Below are 20,086 nucleotides of genomic sequence, written 5' to 3' on the forward strand. Positions count from 1 at the left end.
ACCATTGCTGCCGCCCCGTCACCCTCGTTAACGTGCCGCTCACATACCACCGTTGGCCCGGGCCGGGCGTCATTGGGGGCATCATGAGCGATCTGAGCAGACGTACGCTGATCGGAACCGCCGGAGCACTCGGCGTCGGGGCCGCCCTGGGGAGCCAGTCCCCGGCGGCGGCCGAGGGAACGGAAAGCGCAGGGGACCACGCCGTGTTCGACACCGCGCCCGCGCGCGCCGCGCTCAAGCGGCTGCTGCCGGCCCACGCCGGGCAGTTCCGGCTGGTGCCGCTGGAGGGCGAGGGTGGCGAGGAGCGGTTCGAGGTCTCGGGGCGGCCGGGGCGGATCGAGGTGGCGGGGACCAGCCCGGCGGTGCTGCTCGCCGGGGTGCACTGGTATCTCAAGTACACCTGTCATGCCCTGATCACCTGGGCCGGGGACCAGCTCGACCTGCCCAAGACGCTGCCCGCGCCCCGGGCCCGCGTCGAGCAGTCGACCGCGCTCCCGCACCGCTTCGCCTTCAACGACACCCACGACGGCTACACCGCGCCGTTCGCCGGCTGGGACCACTGGGAGCACCTGATCGACGTCGCGGCCCTGCACGGCTGCAACGAGCTGCTGGTCACCGCCGGGCAGGAGGCCGTCTACCACCTCGTCCTCAAGGACTTCGGCTACTCCGACGAAGAGGCGCGCGCCTGGCTGCCCGCGCCCTCCCACCAGCCCTGGTGGCTGCTCCAGAACATGAGCGGATACGGCGGGCCGGTGAGCCCCGAGCTGCTGGCCAAGCGCACCGCCTTAGGGCAGAAGATCGCCGACCGGCTGCGCGAGCTGGGCATGCGGCCGGTGTACCCCGGCTACTTCGGAACCGTCCCGGACGGGTTCGTCGAGCGCAACCCGGGAGCGCGTACGGTCCCCCAGGGCACCTGGAACGGGCTGAAGCGCCCCGACTGGCTCGATCCGCGCACCGAGTCGTTCGGGCAGGTGGCCGCCTCGTTCTACCGCCACCAGCAGGAGCTGTTCGGCGAGTGCGAGCTGTTCAAGATGGACCTGCTGCACGAGGGTGGCGCCGCCGGGGACGTCCCCGTGGCCGACGCCGCCCGCGCCGTGGAGACCGCCCTCCAGACCGCCCGGCCCGGCGCGACCTGGGTGATCCTCGGCTGGCAGGCCAACCCCCGGCGGGAGCTGCTGGACGCCGTGGACCACGACCACATGCTGGTGGTGGACGGCCTGTCGGACCTGGACTCGATCGGTGACCGGGAGCAGGACTGGGGCTCGGTGCCGTACGCCTTCGGCACCATCCCCAACTTCGGCGGCCGCACCACGATCGGCGCCAAGACCCACATCTGGGCGCGGCGGTTCACCCAGTGGCGCGACAAGCCGGGCAGCAAACTGGTCGGCACCGCCTATATGGCTGAGGCGGTGGGGCGCGATCCGGCGGCGTTCGAGCTGTTCAGCGAGTTGGCGTGGCGGGATACGGCGGTGGATCGCGAGGAGTGGTTCCGGGCCTACGCGGACGTACGGCTGGGCGGGCGGGACGAGCGGGCCCGGGACGCGTACGCGGCGCTGCGCGACACCGCCTACCAGATCACCAGCTCCGACGGCCGCCCGCACGACTCGGTCTTCTCCGCCCGCCCCGATGTGACCGCGCGCTCCGGCACCAACTACGCCACCCGCATCCCGGCCTTCGACCTGGCGGACTTCGACGCCGCATTCGCCGCGCTCCTGGACGTACGCCCGGCGCTGCGCGACTCCGACGCCTACCGCCACGATCTGACCGATATCGCCCGCCAGGCGCTCGCCGACCGCTCCTGGACGCTGATTCCGCATCTGCACGACGCGTACGAGCGCAAGGACCTGGACGCCTTCCGGACGCTGGCCCGGCTGTGGCTGAAACTGATGCGGCTGAGCGACGACATGACCGGCGCGCACCGGGGCTTTCTGCTCGGGCCCTGGCTGGAAGACGCCAAGCGGCTGGCGTCCGACGAGGCGGAGGCCGCGCGCTTCGAACATCTCGCGCGCACCCTCATCACCACCTGGGCGGACCGGGTCACCGCGGACACCGGGAAGCTCGCCAACTACGCGAACCGCGACTGGAACGGCCTGATCGGCGACTTCCACCTGCCGCAGTGGCAGAGCTATCTGGACGAGCTGGAGGACGCGCTCGCCGAGGGGCGCGAGCCGCGCGACTTCGACTGGTTCGCGGTCGAGGAGCCCTGGACGCGCGAGCGCAAGAGCTACCCGGTCCGGCCCACGACGGACGCCCACCGCACCGGGCTCCGGGTGTACGAGGCGCTGGCCAAGGCCCCGTACCAGGGCACGGCCACCGTCTCCACCACCCCGTCGGGGGTGGAGCCCGGGGGCACCGCGGACATCGCCGCGGCCCTGCGCAATATGAACGGGCTGCGCGCCACCGGCCGCGTCGACTTCGACCTGACCGTGACCGGCCTCGACCCGAAGCCGCAGGGCGACACCTGGCTCCGCTCGATCCCGGCGGCCAGGACCGGCGAGGTCCACTGGCGGGCCACCGCGCCCGACGAGCCGCTTGAGAACCCGCTCAAGCCGCTGCCGTACGAGCTCGGCGTGGAGTTCGGGCCGCGCGGCGAGGACCGGGTGCGGCTGGTGCGCACCGGCACGCTGTGGGTGGCCGGGCCGCTGGACGCCGGCCTGAAGACGGTCACCAACAACGACGCGGTCTTCGGCCAGTTGTCGGATCGCTTCGCGATCGACGGGGCGGGGCGGGACCTGTGGAAGGCGACGGCCGAGTTCGGGTCGGTGTACCGGGAGGGGGCGCTGGCGGTCGGCACCGCCGTCACGGTGAAGGTGATCAGCCAGGCCGTGACGGGCGCGTGGGCGCGGGCGGGCATCATCGCCCGCGACAGCCTGGCGACGGCGGGCTCCCCGGGCTTTGTGAACCTGGCCGCCACCCCGTCCAGCGGCATCGTGCTGTCGTACGACTCGAACGGGGACGGCACGCTGGACGCGTACAAGCGGATCACCGGCGTCAAGGCGCCCGTGCTGCTGCGGCTGACACGGGTGTCCGCCACCTCGTACAAGGGCGAGCTGTCGACCGACGACGGGACGACCTGGCGGGCGGTGGGGACGGTGACGGCGCCGGGGGCCTCGGGCTCCGCGCAGGACGTCGGGATCTTCATGACCGCGACGCACGGGGGGAATGTGGCGCGCGGGACGGCGGAGTTCAGCGGGTGGCGCCTCGGCTGACGGTGCGGGGATTTCGCGCCACCGCGCCTGGGCGCTACGGCCCAGGCGCGGGCCGGCGGGGCCGCTGCGGGCGCGGGCCGTGGTGACCATCGCATGCGGCGCTCGTTCTCCAAACCGTGGAGCAGCAACAGGCGACAGCCAACCTCTCCGGCGATTCCCCCTCCCTCATCGACGTCGAGCAGGCCGAGGCCGCCATCGTCGAGCACTACCCGCGCCTGGTGCGGCTCGGCTACCTGGTGCTGCCGCCCGGCATGGGGCGCACACGGCGGGTGCTGGCGGCGCACGCGCTCGCGCAGCGCGCGCTGCCCCGCAACCGGACGAACACGGGCACGGACGCGGACACGGACGCGGAGGCCGACAGCGGCGCCGACTCCGGGCCCCGGCTGCCCGGGCAGCGCGCGCCGGAGGGCGCGGCGGTGGACGCCGGGTACGCCTTCGTACGGCTGCGAGTGCTGCGGGGAGCGCTGCGCGCCGCGCGGCGGCGGCGCGGGCCGCTGGCCCCGGCGCTGCCGCGGGTGTGGGGGCTGCGGCTGTTCCCGCGCCCGGGCGGGGCCGATGAACTCGCCCTGGACAAGGCGCTGTCGGAGCTGTCGGGCCCGGGCCGGGCCGCGTATGTGCTGCGCGGCCTGGAGCGGTTGGGCGACCGCGAGGTGCGCGAGGTGCTGAAGGCCGCGGGGGTCGCCGACCCGCGGGACGCCCTCGCGGAGGCGGACACGGTGGAGGACCCGGCGGGCAGCCGGGACGGGGCGCTGCTGGAGTCCCCCGAGTTCGACCCGTGTTCGCTCCAGGCCCGGCCCACCGATCTGCTGCGGCGCCGCCAGCACGGGCGGGCGGCGCTGGCCGCGGGCGCCGCGCTGTTGGTGTGCGGCGCGCTGCTCGGCCTGCCGGGCGAGGGCTGGGGCCCGGGCGGCGCGGCAGCGCCCCCGTACGCGCGCAACCCGGCCTCGGAGCGGGCGCTGGACCCGGCCCGGCTGACCCGCGCCACGCCCGAGGTGTGGCGCACCGTGACCCGCGCCGACTTCTCGTCCTGGCCCGCGCGCGGCGACCGTACGGAGGACATGCCGCTGCTGCGCCGCGCGCTGGCCGTCTGGGCCCGGCCGGGCCGCTCGGTGCTGGTGTCGGCCACGCCCGGCACCCAGTCGGGCCCGCCGCCGGGGCCGCCGCAGCTGCTGTACGCGGGCGAGGTCGACCAGGTGACGGTGGTCCTGCTGTACGACGGGCTGCGGGTGGTGCGGTACGCCGAGCAGGGGCGCGGCGACGGCGGCCACGTGGCGGTGGAGTTCGCGCGGGCCGACGCCGCCGACGCGGCCTCCTCGACCGCCCTGGTCATCACCCGCACGGACGGGAACGTCCGTTATCTGACGGCCCCTTGGGTGCGTCACCCCTCCGTACGCGACCTGGTGCGGCCCGGCGAGGCGGCGCGGCCGCTGCGGCTGGCGGCGGACGGGGTGACCGACCCGGTGCGCGCGGGCGGGGCGGGCCTGGTGCGCGGTCCGGGGCGGGCGCCGGACTGCGAGAGCTGGACGGCGCTGCGGCTCGGCTCGCGCCTGGTGACGGACCTGGGCGAGCTCGTCCCGGCCCGGTTGACGTACGGCGCTCCGGGCGGGCGGGCCGGCGGGCCGCGGGATGTGGCGGGCGCGCAGGCCCGGGAGGCCTGGGCGCACACCGCCTGTCGGCTGCCGCTGCTGCACTCGCGGGGCGTGCGCTCGGTGAACGCCTGGCGGTTCGCGGCGCAGCGGCTGCCCGAGGGCGGCGGCGCGGCGGACTGGATGTGTACGCGCGCCGAGACCTGGCGGGGTGTGGGCGACCGGGTGCTGGCCCAGTTCCAGCCGCCGGCCAAGGACCCGGGCTCCCCGGCCGCGGTCGTCGCGAGCGCGGACGGCTCCCCGGCCTGCGGGCCGCGTGAGCCGCGGGTGCTGATGGGCGCGCTGTGGAAGTCGCGCACCGGGCGGTGGTATCTGCTGGCCGCGGGCAGCACCCAGGTGACCTCCGTCGCGGCGCGCGGCGATGTGCGGGGCAGGGCGGCGGGACGGCTGCTGGCGGTGCCCGCCCAGGCGGGCGACCAGGCCCGGCTGAGCGGCCGGCTGATGGGCGGCGGGCGGCTGACGGCGCTGCGCTGATCTCGGCTCGGCTCAGTTCAGCGTGGTGAGGCCGCGCGCACCATCCGGAGCTGGCCGATCTCGGCGGCGTTCTTCATGAGCTCGGCGTTCACCCAGCCGAGCATATGGGCGACGGTGTGCTGGGGGTCGTTCTGCCAGGGGAAGGGCGCGACGGCCTCCAGGTCGGCGTCGGTGAGCTTGTCCAGCACCGCCAGCCAGTCCGTGCGCAGCCCGCGCAGCCACTCGACGGCCGCCGTCCCCTCGCCCGGCCAGGTGACCTCGGTGCGGTCCCGGGGCGTCCGGCCCTGTGCGTGGTCGAGGGTCACGCTCCACCACCAGCCGATGTGCCAGCTCAGCCAGCCGATCGTGGGGACGGGCACCGGATCGGGTTCGGTGTCCGCCCAGTCGGGCACCCAGGTCCCGTCCGGCTGCTGACGTACGGTCCAACAAAGGGCGGCGGGCTCCCACAGGAAGTCCTCCGGCTCCAGCCGCTCCAGGTGGTACTCGAACAGGGACCAGGTCAGCTCGAACTGCCAACGCACCAGTTCACGTGGGGAGGTATGCACCCGGCAACCCTGACATGGCATCACCCTGCCCGGAAAGCGATTATCCGCAGTACAGCGGAACTGATCCAGAGAACCCCCGTGAGCGCTGGATTTCGGCTTGTCGCGTGTGGAAGGCTCGCCGACGACCACAGAATTCCGAATATTGAATTGGGTACGGCAGGATATCTCGTGCGGATAACGACTTCGATCGCCGCCACCGCTGTCGCGGTGCTGGCACTCACCCTGACCGGCTGCGGCGACGACGGCGACGGAAAGTCGGCGGCGCCGACCAAGGACGACAAGGGCGCCAGTCAGTCCACGGACGCGGGCAAGCCCACGCCCTCCGGCAGCGGGGGCTCGGGCAACATGAAGTCCTCCAGCCCCACCCCGAGCAAGACCCCCGGCAAGACCGCCACCCCGCTCCCCAGCCGCAGCACCACCAGCGCCCCCACCAAGGCCCCGGTCCCGAGCCGTACGAGCGTCGCCCCGCCCACCGTCCCCAGCAAGCTGACGAGCGCCCAGGGCACGTGGTACTTCCGGATGCGGGACGCGAACGGCAACCTGCTCACCTTGCGGGTCAACGGCACGTCCATGGCCCTGACCGGCCCCGACAAGACCTGCCCCGGGACCCTCACCTCCGCCATGGCCGCCTCCTTCACCTGTGCCGGCAAGACCTTGAACGGCACGGCCCGGGTCAGCGGCCAGACTCTCTCCCTCACCTGGACCGACGGCACCACCGACCAGTTCGCCCGCACCAAGCCGTAGCGGCCCGCGCCAGGCCCGCGCCAGGCCCGCGTAACGGCGAAGGAGCCGCACATCCGACGATGTGCGGCTCCGCCCGGCTCCATGGCTCAGCCGCAGCTCCTCGCGCCCGCGTGCAGGGCCACCGCGGTGTTGCTGCCGAGAGTGGCGGTGAACTGGCCGGAGGAGTTGACCGTGACGCCCCTGCCGCTCTGCACATCGCAGTAGTCGCCCGCGGGCAACGAGGTCTGGAAGGTCCGGGTCAGCGAGCCGCTCTCGTGGTTGATGGCGACGTACGCCCTGTCACCGCGCCCGAAAGCGATGGCGTTGTTGCCGTTGTCCCACCAGTTGGTGACCGCCGTGCCGCGCGCCGTGTTGCGGAAGGCCACCATTTTGATGATCTCGGGCCATTTGTGCTGGCATTTCCAGCCGTCCTGCCAGCAGGCGTTCACCGTGCCCCCGTTGGGCGGCCCGGCGTCGTTGTCGGAGAACTCATAGCCGGAGTGGACGTCCGGGGAGCCGTAGGGCCAGGCCAGCATGAAGACGTTGGCGAGGGTGTAGTTGGCGTTGTCCTTGTAGGACAGGGTGGAGCCATTGCGCTCGGTGTCCCAGTTGTCGACGAAGACACCGGATTTATCCGAGGCCATATAGCCCCAGCCCTCGCCGAAGTTGTTGAGGTACGCCAGTTTCTCGCCGTTGAAGACGCGCTTGAGATCGCGGCCGTAGCGGAATTCCTGGACATCGCCGTTGCCCAGGTACTCGGTCGGCGAGACGGCCTCGCCCGCGCCGTAGATCGCCTCCTGCTTCCAGTAGACGTTCGGGTTGCTCAGCTTGCCCTTGATCGCGGCCAGGTCATCGGCGGCCATGTGCTTGGCGGCGTCGATCCGGAAGCCGTCGACGCCGAGCGAGAGCAGGTCGTTGAGGTACTGGGCGATCCGGTCGCGCACATACGGCTCGCCGGTGTCCAGGTCGGCCAGGCCCACCAGCTCGCAGCGCTGGACGTTCCAGCGGTCCTGGTAGTTGCTGATCTGCGCGGTGCAGTCGTCCATGTCCTGGGACTGGTAGATGCCGGGGTAGTCGTACTTGGTGTACGAGGAGCCGCCGGTGCCGGTGCCGGACCCCGCCGACATGTGGTTGATGACGGCGTCGACGACGACCTTCACGCCCGCCGCATGGCAGGTGTCGATCATGTTCTTGAAGGCGGCGCGGTCGCCGAGCCGACCGGCGATCTTGTAGCTGACGGGCTGGTACGAGGTCCACCACTGACCGCCCTGGATGTGCTCGGTCGCCGGGGACACCTCGACATAGCCGTAGCCGGCCGGCCCCAGCGTGCTGGTGCACTCCTTGGCCACCGAGTCGTACTTCCACTCGAAGAGTTCGGCGGTGACGTCCTTGGCGCCGGGCGGCGCGGCCTGCGCCTGCCCCGGCAGGGCGGCGGTCAGCGCGGCGCCGGCCGCCAGGGCGAGGGCTGCGGCGAGGGTTCTTGTGGCCATCGTTCCTCCTGCTGGGTGGGGGGAGTGCAAGGGACGATCGAGACACTGGAGACACTGCTGCAAGAACTTGCGCAAGGAACTTACGACTTGGTCGCGCCGGAGGTGAGCCCGGCGACCAGGTGGCGCTGGGCCCAGGAGAACACCAGGGTCGCCGGGATGGCGATCATGACGGCGGCCGCGGTCATGGAGCCCCAGTCCGAGCTGTACTGGTTGACGAAGGTCTGGAGCCCGGCCGAAAGGGTGAGGTTCTCCTCCCCCGTCATGAAGGCGGAGGCGTAGGCCACCTCGGCCCAGGCGGTGATGAAGGTGTAGAACCCGGTCACCGCGAGGCCCGGCTTGGCCAGCGGCACCACCAGCCGCCAGAAGGTGCCGAAGGGGTTGAGCCCGTCGACCCGGCCCGCCTCGTCGATCTCCACCGGGATGGTGTCGAAGAAGCCCTTCATCATCCAGGCGCAGAACGGCACGGCGACGGTGAGGTAGGTGACGATCAGGGCCACCGGCTGGTTGAGCCAGCCCAGCGTCGACATGATGTTGTACAGCGGGACGATGAGGATGGCCACCGGGAACATCTGGGTGATCAGCAGCAGCCACATCAGCGGGCGCATCCCGGGGAAGCGGAAGCGGCTGACGGCGTATCCGGTGGTGGCCGCCACGAACACGCCGAGCAGCGTGGTGATCACCACGATGAACAGCGAGTTGCCGAACCAGGTGAGGAACTCCGTATCGGCGAGGACATGGCGGTAGTTGGCGAACGTCGGGTTCTTCACCACATCCGTGGAGAACGCCTCGCTCTTGGGCTTCAGGGAGGTCACCAGCAGCCACAGCGGCGGGAAGACCGCGACGGCGGAGGCGATGATCAGGGTCGCGTGCAGGCCGATCGAGGCCAGCGGGGAGCGTCGTTGGTCGCGCATGGTCACCACACCTCTCCCTGCCGGCGGAGCGCGCGGCGGTAGACCAGCGCGAAGAGCATGAGGATCAGCAGGATGAGTACGCCCCATGCGGAGGCGCCCGCGAAGTCGCGCGGGCTGTTGACGAACGACAGCCGGTAGGCGTACGTCACCAGGATCTCCGTGCTGTCGCCCGGTCCGCCGCGCGTGAGCAGGAAGATCACCGGGAACATGTTGAAGGTCCAGATGGTCGACAGCAGGACCACGGTGGAGCTGACCGACCGCAGCCCGGGCAGGGTGATGTGGCGGAACCGCTGCCCCGGCCCGGCCCCGTCCATCTCGGCGGCCTCGTACAGCTCACCGGGGATGGACTGCAATCCGCCGAGCAGCGCGACCAGCATGAACGGCACGCCGAGCCAGACGTTGACCGCGATCACCGCGATCTTGGCCATGGTGGGGTCGTTCAGCCAGGGCACGGCGTCGATGCCGCCGCCGTCCAGGATCTTGTTGAGGATGCCGTTCTTCTCGTTGTAGAGGAGGCGCCAGGCGAAGACCGAGACGAAGGCGGGGACGGCCCAGGGCAGGATCAGCAGCGAACGGTAGACGGCGCGGCCGGCGAATGAGCGGTTCAGCAGGACGGCCAGACCCAGGCCCAGCGCGAAGGTGACGGTGACACAGGCGACGGTCCAGGTCAGGGTCCAGCCGAGCCGGTCCCAGAAGACCTGGTCCTTCAGGATCGCGGTGAAGTTGTCCAGGCCGACGGACTTGTAGGTCGCGGGAATGTGGTTCATCCCGATGGTGCGCTCGACGTTCGCCTCGTTGGCGTCGGTGAGCGAGAGGTAGAGGCCGCGCACCAGCGGATAGCCGATGATCAGCCCGATCACCAGCACGACGGGGGCGACCATGGCCCAGGCGTACCAGTGGCGGCTCAGCGCGTTGCGGATCCGGCCGGGGGGCCGCCCGCCGCCCTTGCCGGTCCCGCCCGTCCTGCCCTTGTCAGCGGTCTCGCGGGCCGGGCCGCGGGCGCTGTTCGCCCCCGCGGCCGATCCCGCCGACTGCCCGGTCTCGACAGTCATCGTCGCGGGTCCCTACTTCCAGTCGCCCTTGAGGAGCTTGCGGTACGCGTCGCCGACCGCCTTGGCCGCCTTCTCGGGGGAGGTCTTGCCGGTCACCACGTTCGGGAACTGCACCAGGATCGCCTGGAAGAGGCTGTTCCCCTCGGGGATCCACGGGCGCTCGACGGCCTTGTCCACGGCCGACTTGAAGAACTTGACGTTGGGGTTGGCCGCGACCGCCTTGTTCGCGTAGACCGAGGTGCGGGTCGGCAGCAGGCTGAGCTTCTCGGTGGTCTTGGCCTGGACCTCGGGCGAGCTCATGTACTTGACGAAGGCGTAGGAGGCGTCCAGGTTCTTGGACCCGGCGTAGACGGTGAGGTTCTGGCCGCCCTGCGGGGAGCCCTGGGCCTTGCTGCCGGCCGGGACGGGCACCACGCCGAGGTTGTCCTTGTCGTCCTTGAACGCCTTGCCGGCCAGGGTGTCCTCGATCGCCCACGGCCCGTTGACGGTCATCGCGACATCGCCGTTCTTGATGGCGTTCTGCATGTTGTCCCAGCCGTCGGTGGCGTCGGTGACCGCCGCGCCGGACTTGACCAGGTCGCGGGCGGTCGCGAAGGCCCGGACGCCGGGCTCCTCGTCGACGGTGACCTTGTGGGCCTTGGTGTCCAGGAGGTCGCCGCCCTCGCCGTAGATGAAGGGCAGGTACCAGTAGGCGTCGTCGCCGCGCAGGTAGAGACCGGTCTTGCCGGTCTTCTCCTTGATCTTCTTCGCGGCCGCCTCGAGCTCGGTCCAGCTGGTCGGCGGCTCGACGCCGGCCTCCTTCAGCAGCTTCTTGTTGTAGAAGAGGCCGAGGGTGTCGATGACCTGCGGCACGGCGTAGGTCTTGTCCTTGAACTTGGTGCCGGCGGCGGCCTTGGGCAGATAGTCCGACTCGTCTGCGAGGGCGGGGGTGCCGTCCAGCGGGGCCAGATAGCCGATGTTGGCGAGGTCCTGGGTCCAGGCGACCTCGGCGCGCAGCACGTCCGGGGCGCCGGAGCCGCCGCTGCCCGCGGCGTTCTTGAATTTGTTCAGCGTCTCGCCGAAGGGGACGTTGACGTAGTTGACCTTGACCTTCGGGTACTTCTTGCTGAAGTCCTCGGCGAGCTGCTGGTAGGTGCCCTTCTCGGCTTCGTTCGAGGTGTCCCAGTAGGTCACGGTGCCGGAGATCTCCCCGGAGGACTTCCCGCCCCCGCCGCTGCCGTTGTCGTTGTCACCGCCGCACGCGGTCGCCGCGAGCGCCATCGCCGCGACGAGTGCGGTGGTCGCTATGCCACGTCGCATCTGAACCCCTCCAAAGCCGGCCGCTCCATCGCGGCGCCGAGTTGCCGAGGAACGTAACAGGGATGCAAATGAGCCGAAAGACTTTGCAGCAGATTTCAGCAAGGACCCGGGATCGTTACCTCCGCGTGTCCCACTGGTAGCCGCTCTGGCGCTTGACTCGGGCGCCGATGCGCCCCGGAGCCGCCGGGACCTCACCCCGAGCCCCCGCCGGGACGCCCCGAGCCTCTGCAAACTCTTCCGCAAGGCATTGCAGAGCTGTTACGTTCACCGGCATGACCCAGGAGCTCACCACCTCCCCCCAGACCGAGACCACGCGCCCGTCCAGCGGTGCGGACTGGTGGCGCGACGCCGTCATCTACCAGGTGTACGTACGGTCCTTCGCCGACAGCGACGGCGACGGCGTCGGCGACCTGCGCGGCGCCCGCGAGCGGCTGCCGCACCTGGCCCGGCTGGGCGTGGACGCGGTCTGGCTGACCCCCTTCTACGCCTCGCCGCAGGCCGACGGCGGCTACGACGTGGCCGACTACCGCGCCGTCGACCCGCTGTTCGGCACCCTCTCCGACGCCGACGACCTGGTCCGTACAGCCCATGAGCTGGGTCTCAAGGTGATCGTGGACATCGTTCCGAACCACACCTCCGACCGGCATGTGTGGTTCCAGAAGGCGCTCGCGGACCGGCCTCGGGGGGCGGCCCGCGAGCGCTACCACTTCCGCCCGGGCCGCGGCGCGGACGGCGAGCTGCCGCCCAACGACTGGGAGTCGGTCTTCGGCGGCCCGGCCTGGACCCGCACCACCGGCCCCGACGGCGCCCCCGGCGAGTGGTATCTGCACCTCTTCGCGCCCGAGCAGCCCGACCTCAACTGGGACTGCCCCGAGGTCGCCGAGGAGTTCGCGTCCGTCCTGAAGTTCTGGCTGGACCTGGGCGTGGACGGCTTCCGTATCGATGTCGCGCACGGCATGGTCAAGGCCCCCGGCCTGCCCGACATCGGCCGCACCGAGCAGGCCAAGCTGATCGGCGCGCAGGTGCTGCCGTTCTTCGACCAGGACGGGGTGCACGAGATCCACCGCTCCTGGCGGCGGCTGCTGGACTCCTACAGCCGGGCCCACGACGGCGGCCCGGCGCGCATCGGCGTCGCCGAGGCGTGGGCGCCCACCTCCGAGCGGCTGGCGCTGTACGTGCGCCCCGACGAACTGCACCAGGCGTTCAACTTCCAGTTCCTCAGGTGCCCGTGGGACGCGGCGGCGATGCGCGAGGTGATCGACGAGTCGCTGGCCGCGACCGCCTCCGTGGGCGCCCCCACCACCTGGGTGCTCTCCAACCACGACGTGGTCCGGCACCCCACCCGCTACGCCGAGGACAGCCCCGCCCAGGGCCTGCGCCGGGCCCGGGCCGCGGCCCTGCTGATGCTGGCGCTGCCCGGCTCGACGTACATCTACCAGGGCGAGGAGCTGGGGCTGCCGGAGGTCACCGACCTGCCCGACGACTGCCGCCAGGACCCGGCGTTCTTCCGCACCTTCCGCGAGAGCGGCCAGGACGGCTTCCGGGACGGCTGCCGGGTGCCCATCCCCTGGGCGCGCGAGGGCGAGTCGTACGGCTTCGGCCCCGGCGGCAGCTGGCTGCCGCAGCCCGCCGACTGGCGGAATCTGTCGGTGGAGGCGCAGACCGGGGACCCGGACTCTACGCTGGAGCTGTACCGCGAGGCGCTCGCGGTGCGCAGGGAGCTGCCCGGCCTCGGCGACACCCCCATGGACTGGCTGGACGCGCCCGACGGGGTGCTCGCGCTGTCCCGCCCGGGATTCGTGTGCACCCTCAACACCCTCGCGGAGGAGGTGGAAATGCCCGTCCCCGGGCGCGCGCTGCTGTCCTCGGCACCGCTGGAGTACGGGGCCGGCACCGTGCGCATTCCCGCCGATTCCTGCGCGTGGTGGGCAATCTGACATGCGACCGGTACAGTCCAGCCCCATGACCGCACGGCTCGCCGACATCGCAGCCCAAGCGGGGGTCAGCGAAGCCACCGTCAGCCGCGTCCTGAACGGCAAGCCCGGCGTGGCGGCGACCACCCGCGAATCCGTCCTGGCCGCACTCGACGTGCTCGGCTACGAGCGTCCGGTGCGGCTGCGGCAGCGCAGCGCGGGGCTGGTGGGCCTGATCACCCCCGAGCTGGAGAACCCGATCTTCCCGGCGCTCGCCCAGGTGATCGGCCAGGCGCTGACCCGCCAGGGCTACACCCCGGTGCTGGCCACCCAGACCCCGGGCGGCTCGACCGAGGACGAGCTGACGGAGATGCTGGTGGACCGCGGGGTGGCGGGGATCATCTTCGTCTCCGGGCTGCACGCGGACACCAGCGCCGATATGCAGCGCTACGACCAGCTGCGCGGCCAGGGCGTGCCGTTCGTCCTGGTCGACGGCTACTCCCCCAAGGTGCGGGCGCCGTTCATCTCGCCCGACGACCGGGCGGCGATGCTGCTGGCGGTGACCCACCTGGCCTCGCTCGGGCACACCCGGATCGGGCTGGCGCTCGGCCCCAAGCGGTTCGTGCCCGTACTGCGGAAGATCGAGGGCTTCCAGAACGCGATGCGCGAGCAGCTCGGGCTGGCTCCCGAGGAGTCCGAGGAGCTGATCCAGCACTCGCTCTACACGCTGGAGGGCGGCCAGGCGGCGGCAGGCGCGCTGATCGAGCGCGGCTGCACGGCGGTGGTGTGCGCGAGCGACATGATGGCGCTGGGCGCCATACGGGCGGCCAGGCAGCAGGGCCTGGAGGTGCCGCGGGACATCTCGGTGGTCGGTTTCGACGACTCGCCGCTGATCGCCTTCACGGACCCGCCGCTGACCACCATCCGCAAGCCCGTGCAGTCGATGGGCCAGGCCGCGGTGCGGGCCCTGCTGGAGGAGATCGGCGGCACCCCGGCCCCGCCCAGCGAGTTCGTGTTCCTCCCGGAGCTGGTGGTCCGCGGCTCCACGGCCTCGGCCCACGGGTCGGCGGCGCGAGGTGGCGGCGCATAACGGGCGTATGCCGGACTACGCCACATGCGGGGCGGCCCGGAGGGGGACATAAGACGTCAATACCGGCCCCGGGGGCGATATCCCGTTAGGTCGCTTCTGGCAGACTGTTGCCCTATGCGTGAAGCGACTGTGAGGACTCTGGCAGGCCGGACGGCCACTCCGTCGCCCATCGAGGGGAGCAACGCCGGGACCGGCGTACGCCCGGGGCCGGTCCATACCCGCATGGACCGGCTGCGCACCCCGCGCAGACCCCGCCTCTGGTTCGAGATCCTCCTGGTCGCCGTCAGCTACTGGACGTACTCACTGATCCGCAACGCCGTCCCGGAGCAGAGGCACGAGGCGATGCGCAACGCCGACTCGGTCTGGGACTGGGAGCACCGGCTCGGCCTGGCCTTCGAACACGGCGTCAACCACGCGATCGACTCGGTCAGCTGGCTGATCGTAGGAATGAACTACTACTACGCCACACTGCACTTCATCGTGACCCTCGGCGTGCTGGTGTGGCTCTACCGCTGGCACCCGGGCCGCTACGCCGCCACCCGGCTGGTGCTCCTCGCGACCACCGGCGTCGCCCTGATCGGCTACTACCTCTTCCCGCTGGCCCCGCCCCGGCTGATGGCCGGTGGCCACTTCGTCGACACCGTCGTGGCGCATCACACCTGGGGGTCGATGGCCTCCGGGAATCTGGCCAACATGTCCAACCAGTACGCGGCGATGCCGTCCATGCACATCGGCTGGTCGCTGTGGTGCGGCGTCACCATCGCCACGCTGGCCCGCCCGGTGTGGGCGAAGGCGCTGGGGCTGCTGTATCCGACGGCCACACTGGTGGTGATCGTGGCGACGGCCAACCACTTCTGGCTCGATGCCGTCGGCGGCGTCATCTGCCTGTCGTTCGGCTTCACCCTGTCGAGGCTCTGGTACGGCAGGCTCTCCTACCGGCTGCCGAGGCAGGTGACGGCACGACAGGCGGAGGCCGAGCCGGAGGCGGGTCCGGAAGCCGGAGGGCTGAAGACGGCGTGAGCCCGGCTGTCAAGGCCGCTTGATCGCACCCGCCCGAGCCGCCATTCTGGCTCAGCATTCAGGGGCTCGATCACCGGCTCGGCCGTCCCGCGATGACGACGGGCCGCGTTCGCGCGCGTCGTCGCGCGCGTATCTGCGCATACCGCCGCGGCCCCGAGGAGACGAAAGGGACACGGCACGTGCACACCGCCGACGCCACACCGGCATCATCCGCATCCGCAAGACCTTCAGCACCCGCCGCCACCGGGATCCGCCTCCCCCGCCCCCGCTCGGGCTCCGCCGGCCCGCGCTTCCGGCTGGTGGCCACCGACCTCGACGGCACGCTGCTGCGCACCGATCTGACCGTCTCGCCCCGCACCCGCGCGGCCCTCACCCTCGCGGGCGGCGCCGGGGCGACCCATCTGGTCGTCACCGGGCGGCCCGCCGCCTCCTGCCGGGAGTTCCTGGTCGCCATCGGCTACCAGGGGCTCGCGGTGTGCGGTCAGGGCGCGCAGCTGTACGACGCCTCGGCGGACCGGCTGCTGGCCTCCGCGTCGCTCGACCTGGACCTGGCGCGAGCGGTGGTCAAGCGCACCGAGGAGGAGCTGGGCGGGCGTCCGCTGGAGCTGGCGGTGGTCACCGCCGCGCCCGAGAACCGCTTTGTGATCACGCCGCGCTTCACCGACCGGATGCGCCCGGACTGGGGGCTCGTCGGCAGCCGGGACGAGCTGTGGGCCCAGCCGATCGAGAAGGTGCTGATGCGCCACCGCGAGCTGCCCGACGGCCGGGTCGCGGCGGCCGCGGCGCTGGCGGGCGGGGACGAGGTGTCGGTGACGCACTCCGAGAAGGGCATGATCGAGGTGTTGCCGGCGGGGGTGGACAAGGCCCTGGGGCTGGGGCGGGCGGCGGAGCGCTTGGGCTTCTCGCCCGCGGACACGATCGCCTTCGGCGATATGCCGAACGACATCCCGATGCTGAAGTGGGCCGGGTACGGGGTCGCGATGGGCAATGCGCACCCGGACCTGATCGCGGTGGCGGACGAGGTGGCGCCGGACCATGACGAGGACGGGGTGGCGGCGGTCCTGGAGCGGCTGTACGCGAGCCGCGCCTGATTCCCACCCCACCATCCTTGACCAATCTTCTACAAGTAAACAGACTATCTAAAGTGCATCCTGAACCTCACTCTCCCGACCACCCCCAGTACCTGGACGAGCGGTCCGGCGCCCGCTACCCGCTCACCGACCCGCGCTGGTGCGGCGACGACGGCGCCCCGCTGACCGTCTCCCCCCTGCCCGGCATCACCCGCGAGGACGTGGACACCGGCACCCGCTCGCTGTGGCGCTACCGCGCGGCCCTGCCCGTGGACATCGCCGCCCCGGTCTCGCTCGGCGAGGGCTGCACGCCCCTGGTCGAGAAGGCCTGGGGCGAGGTCCCGGTCCGCTTCAAGCTGGAGTGGTTCAGCCCCACCGGCAGCTTCAAGGACCGCGGCACCAGCGTGATGATCTCCCTGCTGGCGCAGCGCGGCGTGCCGGAGGTCATCGAGGACAGCTCGGGCAACGGCGGGGCCTCGGTCGCGGCGTACTGCGCGGCGGCCGGCATCCGGGCCACGATCCTCGCCCCCGAGTCCACCTCCCCCGCCAAGGTGCTCCAGAGCCGCGCGTACGGGGCGCGCGTGGAGCTCGTCCCGGGCGACCGGGACGCCACCGCCGCGGAGGCGCTGCGCCGTTCGGAGCGTACGTACTACGCGAGCCACAACTGGCACCCGTTCTTCCTCCAGGGCACCAAGACCCTCGCCTACGAGCTGTGGGAGGACCTGGGCTTCGCCGCCCCGGACAACGTGATCACCGTGGCCGGCGCCGGCTCCACCGTCCTGGGCTGCGACATCGGCTTCTCCGAGCTGCTGGCCTCCGGCCAGATCCGGCGCCGCCCCCGGCTGCTGGTCGCCCAGCCCGCCAACTGCGCCCCCATCCACGCCGCCTTCCACGGCCGCGCCGCGGCCCCCTTCGCGCCCACCGTCGCCGAGGGCACGGCCATCCGCGAGCCGATCCGGCTGCCGGAGGTCGTCCAGGCCGTCCGCCGCTCCGACGGCGACATGGCCGCCATCCCGGAGGACGACATCGCCACCGCGGTCCGCCGCCTGGCCGCCATGGGCCTGTACGCGGAGCCCACCAGCGCGACCGCGGCCGCCGCGATCGACGTCTTCCGCGCCCGGGGCGCGATCCGCCCGGGCGAGACGACCGTCGTGCTGCTGACGGGCTCGGGGCTCAAGGCGGCGACCACGATGGGCGGGCTCTTCGCCGACCAGGGAGACACACCATGACCACCGAGGACGACCTGCTCCTGCGCGAGGCCGAGAAGATCGTCGTCGCCATCGGCCGCATGTTCCCGGGCCTGTGCGAGGTCGTCCTGCACGACCTTCGCGACCCCGAACGCGCCATCCGGGCCATAGAGAGCAACCTCTCCGGCCGCTCCGTCGGCGACCCCGCCACCGAGCTCGGCATCGCCCGCATCCAGGACCCCGGCTTCCCCGACATCGTCCAGAACTACCCCAACCGCTTCCCGGACGGCCGCCCGGCCAAGAGCACCTCGATCGGCATCAAGAACAGCGCGGGCGAATACATCGCCGCCATCTGCCTCAACCTCGACGTCTCGCTGTTCGCCAGCGTCGCCCGCAGCCTCAACAACCTGGTCAGGACCGACGACCAGGAACAGCCCCTCACCGAAACCCTGCGCGCCCGCACCGCGGACGAACTCCGCACCGTCATCGAGGAGTTCGCCGCGGCCCGCGGCCACACCCCGCGCAGCCTGGGCTCCGCCGCGAAGAAAGAACTCGTACGCTCCCTCAAGACGCGCGGCTTCCTCCAGGTCAAGCACTCCGTGCAGGCGGTGACGGAGCTGCTGGGGGTCTCCCGGGCGACGGTCTACAACTACCTGCGCTCACCCGACTGAGAACGGCCGTCGAACACGGCCCGCGCCACATCATCGGGGGCCGCACCCGCCTCGGCGATCAGCTCCCCGCCGGAGGACCAGATGCCCGAGCGGCCGGACGTACGGTCGAAGCCGCCGCCGGTCGGCCCCGCGAAGGCGGCCGTGGCGACCCACACGCCGTGGTCGGCGGCGACCCGGCGGGCGCGCTCGCCGTGGAGTCCGGCCTCGCGATCGGCGTGGACGACCCCGGCCACGTAGCCGTCGATGCCCAGTGCGGCGGTCCGCGCGGCGTGCTCGGGAATGCCGGTGTCACGGCAGATGGCGAGCCCCAGCCGCCAGCCGTCCACCTCGATCACGGCGGGCTCGCCGGGCACGAAGTGGACGGCCTCGCTGTGGTGCAGATAGGCCTTTCCGTAAACGACCCGCGCCCCTTCTCCGTCCACGGCCAGCATGCCGATGCGCGGACCGGGCACGGGAGCGCCGACCAGGGCGACCGTCCCGGCCTCGTCGCACGCGGCGACGATCGGAGCCAGCCGTTCGTCGTCCGGCGCGACCGGCACCGCGTCCAGCTCGTACCCCGTCAGCGACATCTCGGGGAACACCACCACCCGCGCGCCCGCCGCTCGGACGGCCTCCGCGTGGGCCACGGCGTTGGCCCTCACGTCGTGAGCCACGCAGCGCGGCTGCGCCACCGCGATGGTCAACGGCTGCTTCACCCTGACACCCCTCGTCGAGTTGTGCGAACGATGTGCTCAAGGTAGCCCGGGAGCGGGTACCGTCCCCGCATGGGGGTGAGCGGGCAGCCGGATCTCGATGAGATCGAGAAGCGCTTCGTCGCCGTCGTCGAGGGACGCCTGAGCCGGGACGAAGCCGACCGGTGGGCCGGGCGCTGGGTCGCCGACGACCGTCTGGACTGGGACGACCTCGCGTGGTGGGCGCTGAACCTCCTGCACGGCATCGACCTCCCCGCCGGGCCCGGCGGCGGTTATCTGCACGACAACCGGCAAGTGCGCCGCTGGCTCGACGAGTTCCGCCGTCGCCGGGCGGCGTGACACGTGGCCGGACCGGTATTGGTGATCGAGCTGGCGGAGGCCCCCTCCGCCGCCGCCATCCAGCGGCTGCGCGACTTCTTGGCGTGCTCCTCGTCACGGCTTGAGGAGAAGCGAGTCGGCGAGTACGACATCCATGCGCGGGCGGAGAGCCTCGGCATCGCGAACACCGGCGGTGTCGACGGACACCGGCCACTCCTCGTCTCTCTGATGGGCCCCGGCATCGGCGACGAGGAGATCTTCGAGGCCGAGCACGCCGACGAGGCCGACCAGAGGCCGCTCATCGGCTTCACCCCGACCCACGCGGTCGACGTGCTCACCTTCTGCGACAGCCCGGTCGATCACGTCGCGCTGGCCTTGCTGACCGCCGGGATCATGGACGTACTCGGCGGCGTCGCCAACGCTGAGCTACGCCAGGATCAGGTGCCGATCGTGTCCGGCCTTCCCGGGGTCGTGGCCCTGATGACGGATCCATGGCCCGCCGCGTACGGCTCCGCCGAGTTCCTGAGGGCATGGGCGAGGCAGCCCGGCTTCCGGCTGCTCAAGTAGCCGCTATTGGGGAAGTCGGTCGAAGTCGCCGCGCTTGACCCCGCGTATGAAGGTGGCCCAGCGGGTCGGCGCCGTGGTGATGACGGCGGTCGGGTCATCGCTCTCGCGAAGGAGTATGAGGTCTCCGGGCAACGCCGCGACTTCGACGCAGTCGGAGCTGCCCAAACCGCTGCTGAAGCTCGACTTACGCCACATGAGCCCGGACATCA

At 71.7% G+C, this 20,086-nt stretch carries 17 protein-coding genes and 1 pseudogene; 11 read left to right on the forward strand and 7 right to left on the reverse strand.

The window, feature by feature from the left end; all coding sequences use genetic code 11:
• The first annotated feature begins 83 nt into the window (after nt 1-83).
• Together ACZ4WQ_RS02410 and ACZ4WQ_RS02415 are read left to right on the forward strand one after the other, a co-directional pair.
• Nucleotides 84-3,209, forward strand: coding sequence for an alpha-N-acetylglucosaminidase (locus ACZ4WQ_RS02410; RefSeq protein WP_468021928.1), 3,126 nt, complete (start codon nt 84-86; stop codon nt 3,207-3,209).
• 116 nt (nt 3,210-3,325) lie between these two features.
• Nucleotides 3,326-5,329 carry a hypothetical protein gene (locus tag ACZ4WQ_RS02415; RefSeq protein WP_468021929.1) on the forward strand — a complete coding sequence of 668 codons (2,004 nt, stop codon included), beginning with the start codon at nt 3,326-3,328 and terminating at the stop codon, nt 5,327-5,329.
• Nucleotides 5,330-5,346: 17 nt separating this feature from the next.
• Here ACZ4WQ_RS02415 and ACZ4WQ_RS02420 read toward each other — a convergent pair whose 3' ends face one another.
• Nucleotides 5,347-5,874, reverse strand: coding sequence for a DinB family protein (locus ACZ4WQ_RS02420; protein WP_468021930.1), 528 nt, complete (start codon nt 5,872-5,874; stop codon nt 5,347-5,349).
• Between the two features lie 168 nt (nt 5,875-6,042).
• On the opposite strand from ACZ4WQ_RS02420, the gene ACZ4WQ_RS02425 reads away from it, so the two are divergent.
• Nucleotides 6,043-6,618 carry a hypothetical protein gene (locus ACZ4WQ_RS02425; RefSeq protein WP_468021931.1) on the forward strand — a complete coding sequence of 192 codons (576 nt, stop codon included), beginning with the start codon at nt 6,043-6,045 and terminating at the stop codon, nt 6,616-6,618.
• Between the two features lie 89 nt (nt 6,619-6,707).
• On the opposite strand, the pseudogene ACZ4WQ_RS02430 reads toward ACZ4WQ_RS02425, so the two are convergent.
• The 4 genes and pseudogenes from ACZ4WQ_RS02430 to ACZ4WQ_RS02445 form a co-directional block, all read right to left on the reverse strand.
• Nucleotides 6,708-8,087 (reverse strand): annotated as a pseudogene (locus ACZ4WQ_RS02430) (alpha-amylase); the annotation flags it as partial.
• Nucleotides 8,088-8,167: 80 nt separating this feature from the next.
• On the reverse strand, nt 8,168-8,998 hold the full coding sequence (locus ACZ4WQ_RS02435; RefSeq protein ID WP_311730038.1) for a sugar ABC transporter permease: 831 nt from the start codon (nt 8,996-8,998) through the stop codon (nt 8,168-8,170).
• Between the two features lie 2 nt (nt 8,999-9,000).
• Nucleotides 9,001-10,050 carry a carbohydrate ABC transporter permease gene (locus tag ACZ4WQ_RS02440; protein WP_311730039.1) on the reverse strand — a complete coding sequence of 350 codons (1,050 nt, stop codon included), beginning with the start codon at nt 10,048-10,050 and terminating at the stop codon, nt 9,001-9,003.
• A 12-nt stretch (nt 10,051-10,062) separates the two neighbouring features.
• Nucleotides 10,063-11,349: an extracellular solute-binding protein gene (locus tag ACZ4WQ_RS02445; RefSeq protein ID WP_311730040.1), complete on the reverse strand. Its 1,287-nt coding sequence runs from the start codon at nt 11,347-11,349 to the stop codon at nt 10,063-10,065.
• Between the two features lie 272 nt (nt 11,350-11,621).
• Between ACZ4WQ_RS02445 and ACZ4WQ_RS02450 the strand changes: the two genes are divergently transcribed.
• The 6 genes from ACZ4WQ_RS02450 to ACZ4WQ_RS02475 all read left to right on the forward strand — a co-directional run bounded on the left by ACZ4WQ_RS02450 (nt 11,622) and on the right by ACZ4WQ_RS02475 (nt 18,300).
• Nucleotides 11,622-13,286: a glycoside hydrolase family 13 protein gene (locus ACZ4WQ_RS02450; RefSeq protein WP_468021932.1), complete on the forward strand. Its 1,665-nt coding sequence runs from the start codon at nt 11,622-11,624 to the stop codon at nt 13,284-13,286.
• Nucleotides 13,287-13,311: 25 nt separating this feature from the next.
• A complete protein-coding gene (locus tag ACZ4WQ_RS02455) occupies nt 13,312-14,352 on the forward strand; it encodes a LacI family DNA-binding transcriptional regulator (protein ID WP_358848330.1) in 1,041 nt (346 codons plus the stop codon).
• A gap of 114 nt (nt 14,353-14,466) precedes the next feature.
• A complete protein-coding gene (locus ACZ4WQ_RS02460) occupies nt 14,467-15,372 on the forward strand; it encodes a phosphatase PAP2 family protein (RefSeq protein WP_468021933.1) in 906 nt (301 codons plus the stop codon).
• A gap of 299 nt (nt 15,373-15,671) precedes the next feature.
• Nucleotides 15,672-16,463, forward strand: a complete 792-nt coding sequence (locus ACZ4WQ_RS02465; RefSeq protein WP_361192980.1) for an HAD family hydrolase — start codon at nt 15,672-15,674, stop codon at nt 16,461-16,463.
• A gap of 92 nt (nt 16,464-16,555) precedes the next feature.
• Nucleotides 16,556-17,671: a threonine synthase gene (locus tag ACZ4WQ_RS02470; protein WP_385347274.1), complete on the forward strand. Its 1,116-nt coding sequence runs from the start codon at nt 16,556-16,558 to the stop codon at nt 17,669-17,671.
• A complete protein-coding gene (locus tag ACZ4WQ_RS02475) occupies nt 17,668-18,300 on the forward strand; it encodes a helix-turn-helix transcriptional regulator (protein WP_385347228.1) in 633 nt (210 codons plus the stop codon). The genes ACZ4WQ_RS02470 and ACZ4WQ_RS02475 overlap by 4 nt, the downstream gene beginning before the upstream one ends.
• Here ACZ4WQ_RS02475 and ACZ4WQ_RS02480 read toward each other — a convergent pair.
• Nucleotides 18,279-18,995 carry a carbon-nitrogen hydrolase family protein gene (locus tag ACZ4WQ_RS02480; RefSeq protein ID WP_385347230.1) on the reverse strand — a complete coding sequence of 239 codons (717 nt, stop codon included), beginning with the start codon at nt 18,993-18,995 and terminating at the stop codon, nt 18,279-18,281. The two genes, ACZ4WQ_RS02475 and ACZ4WQ_RS02480, sit on opposite strands and share 22 nt — an antisense overlap.
• 69 nt (nt 18,996-19,064) lie before the next feature.
• Between ACZ4WQ_RS02480 and ACZ4WQ_RS02485 the strand changes: the two genes are divergently transcribed.
• A complete protein-coding gene (locus ACZ4WQ_RS02485) occupies nt 19,065-19,331 on the forward strand; it encodes a hypothetical protein (protein WP_358848325.1) in 267 nt (88 codons plus the stop codon).
• A 3-nt stretch (nt 19,332-19,334) separates the two neighbouring features.
• A complete protein-coding gene (locus ACZ4WQ_RS02490; RefSeq protein WP_358848324.1) occupies nt 19,335-19,877 on the forward strand; it encodes a DUF6368 family protein in 543 nt (180 codons plus the stop codon).
• A 3-nt stretch (nt 19,878-19,880) separates the two neighbouring features.
• On the opposite strand, the gene ACZ4WQ_RS02495 is transcribed toward ACZ4WQ_RS02490, so the two are convergent.
• A complete protein-coding gene (locus ACZ4WQ_RS02495; protein ID WP_385347236.1) occupies nt 19,881-20,084 on the reverse strand; it encodes a DUF397 domain-containing protein in 204 nt (67 codons plus the stop codon).
• Between the last annotated feature and the right edge of the window lie 2 nt (nt 20,085-20,086).

The organism is Streptomyces sp. NPDC028305 (assembly GCF_055569495.1).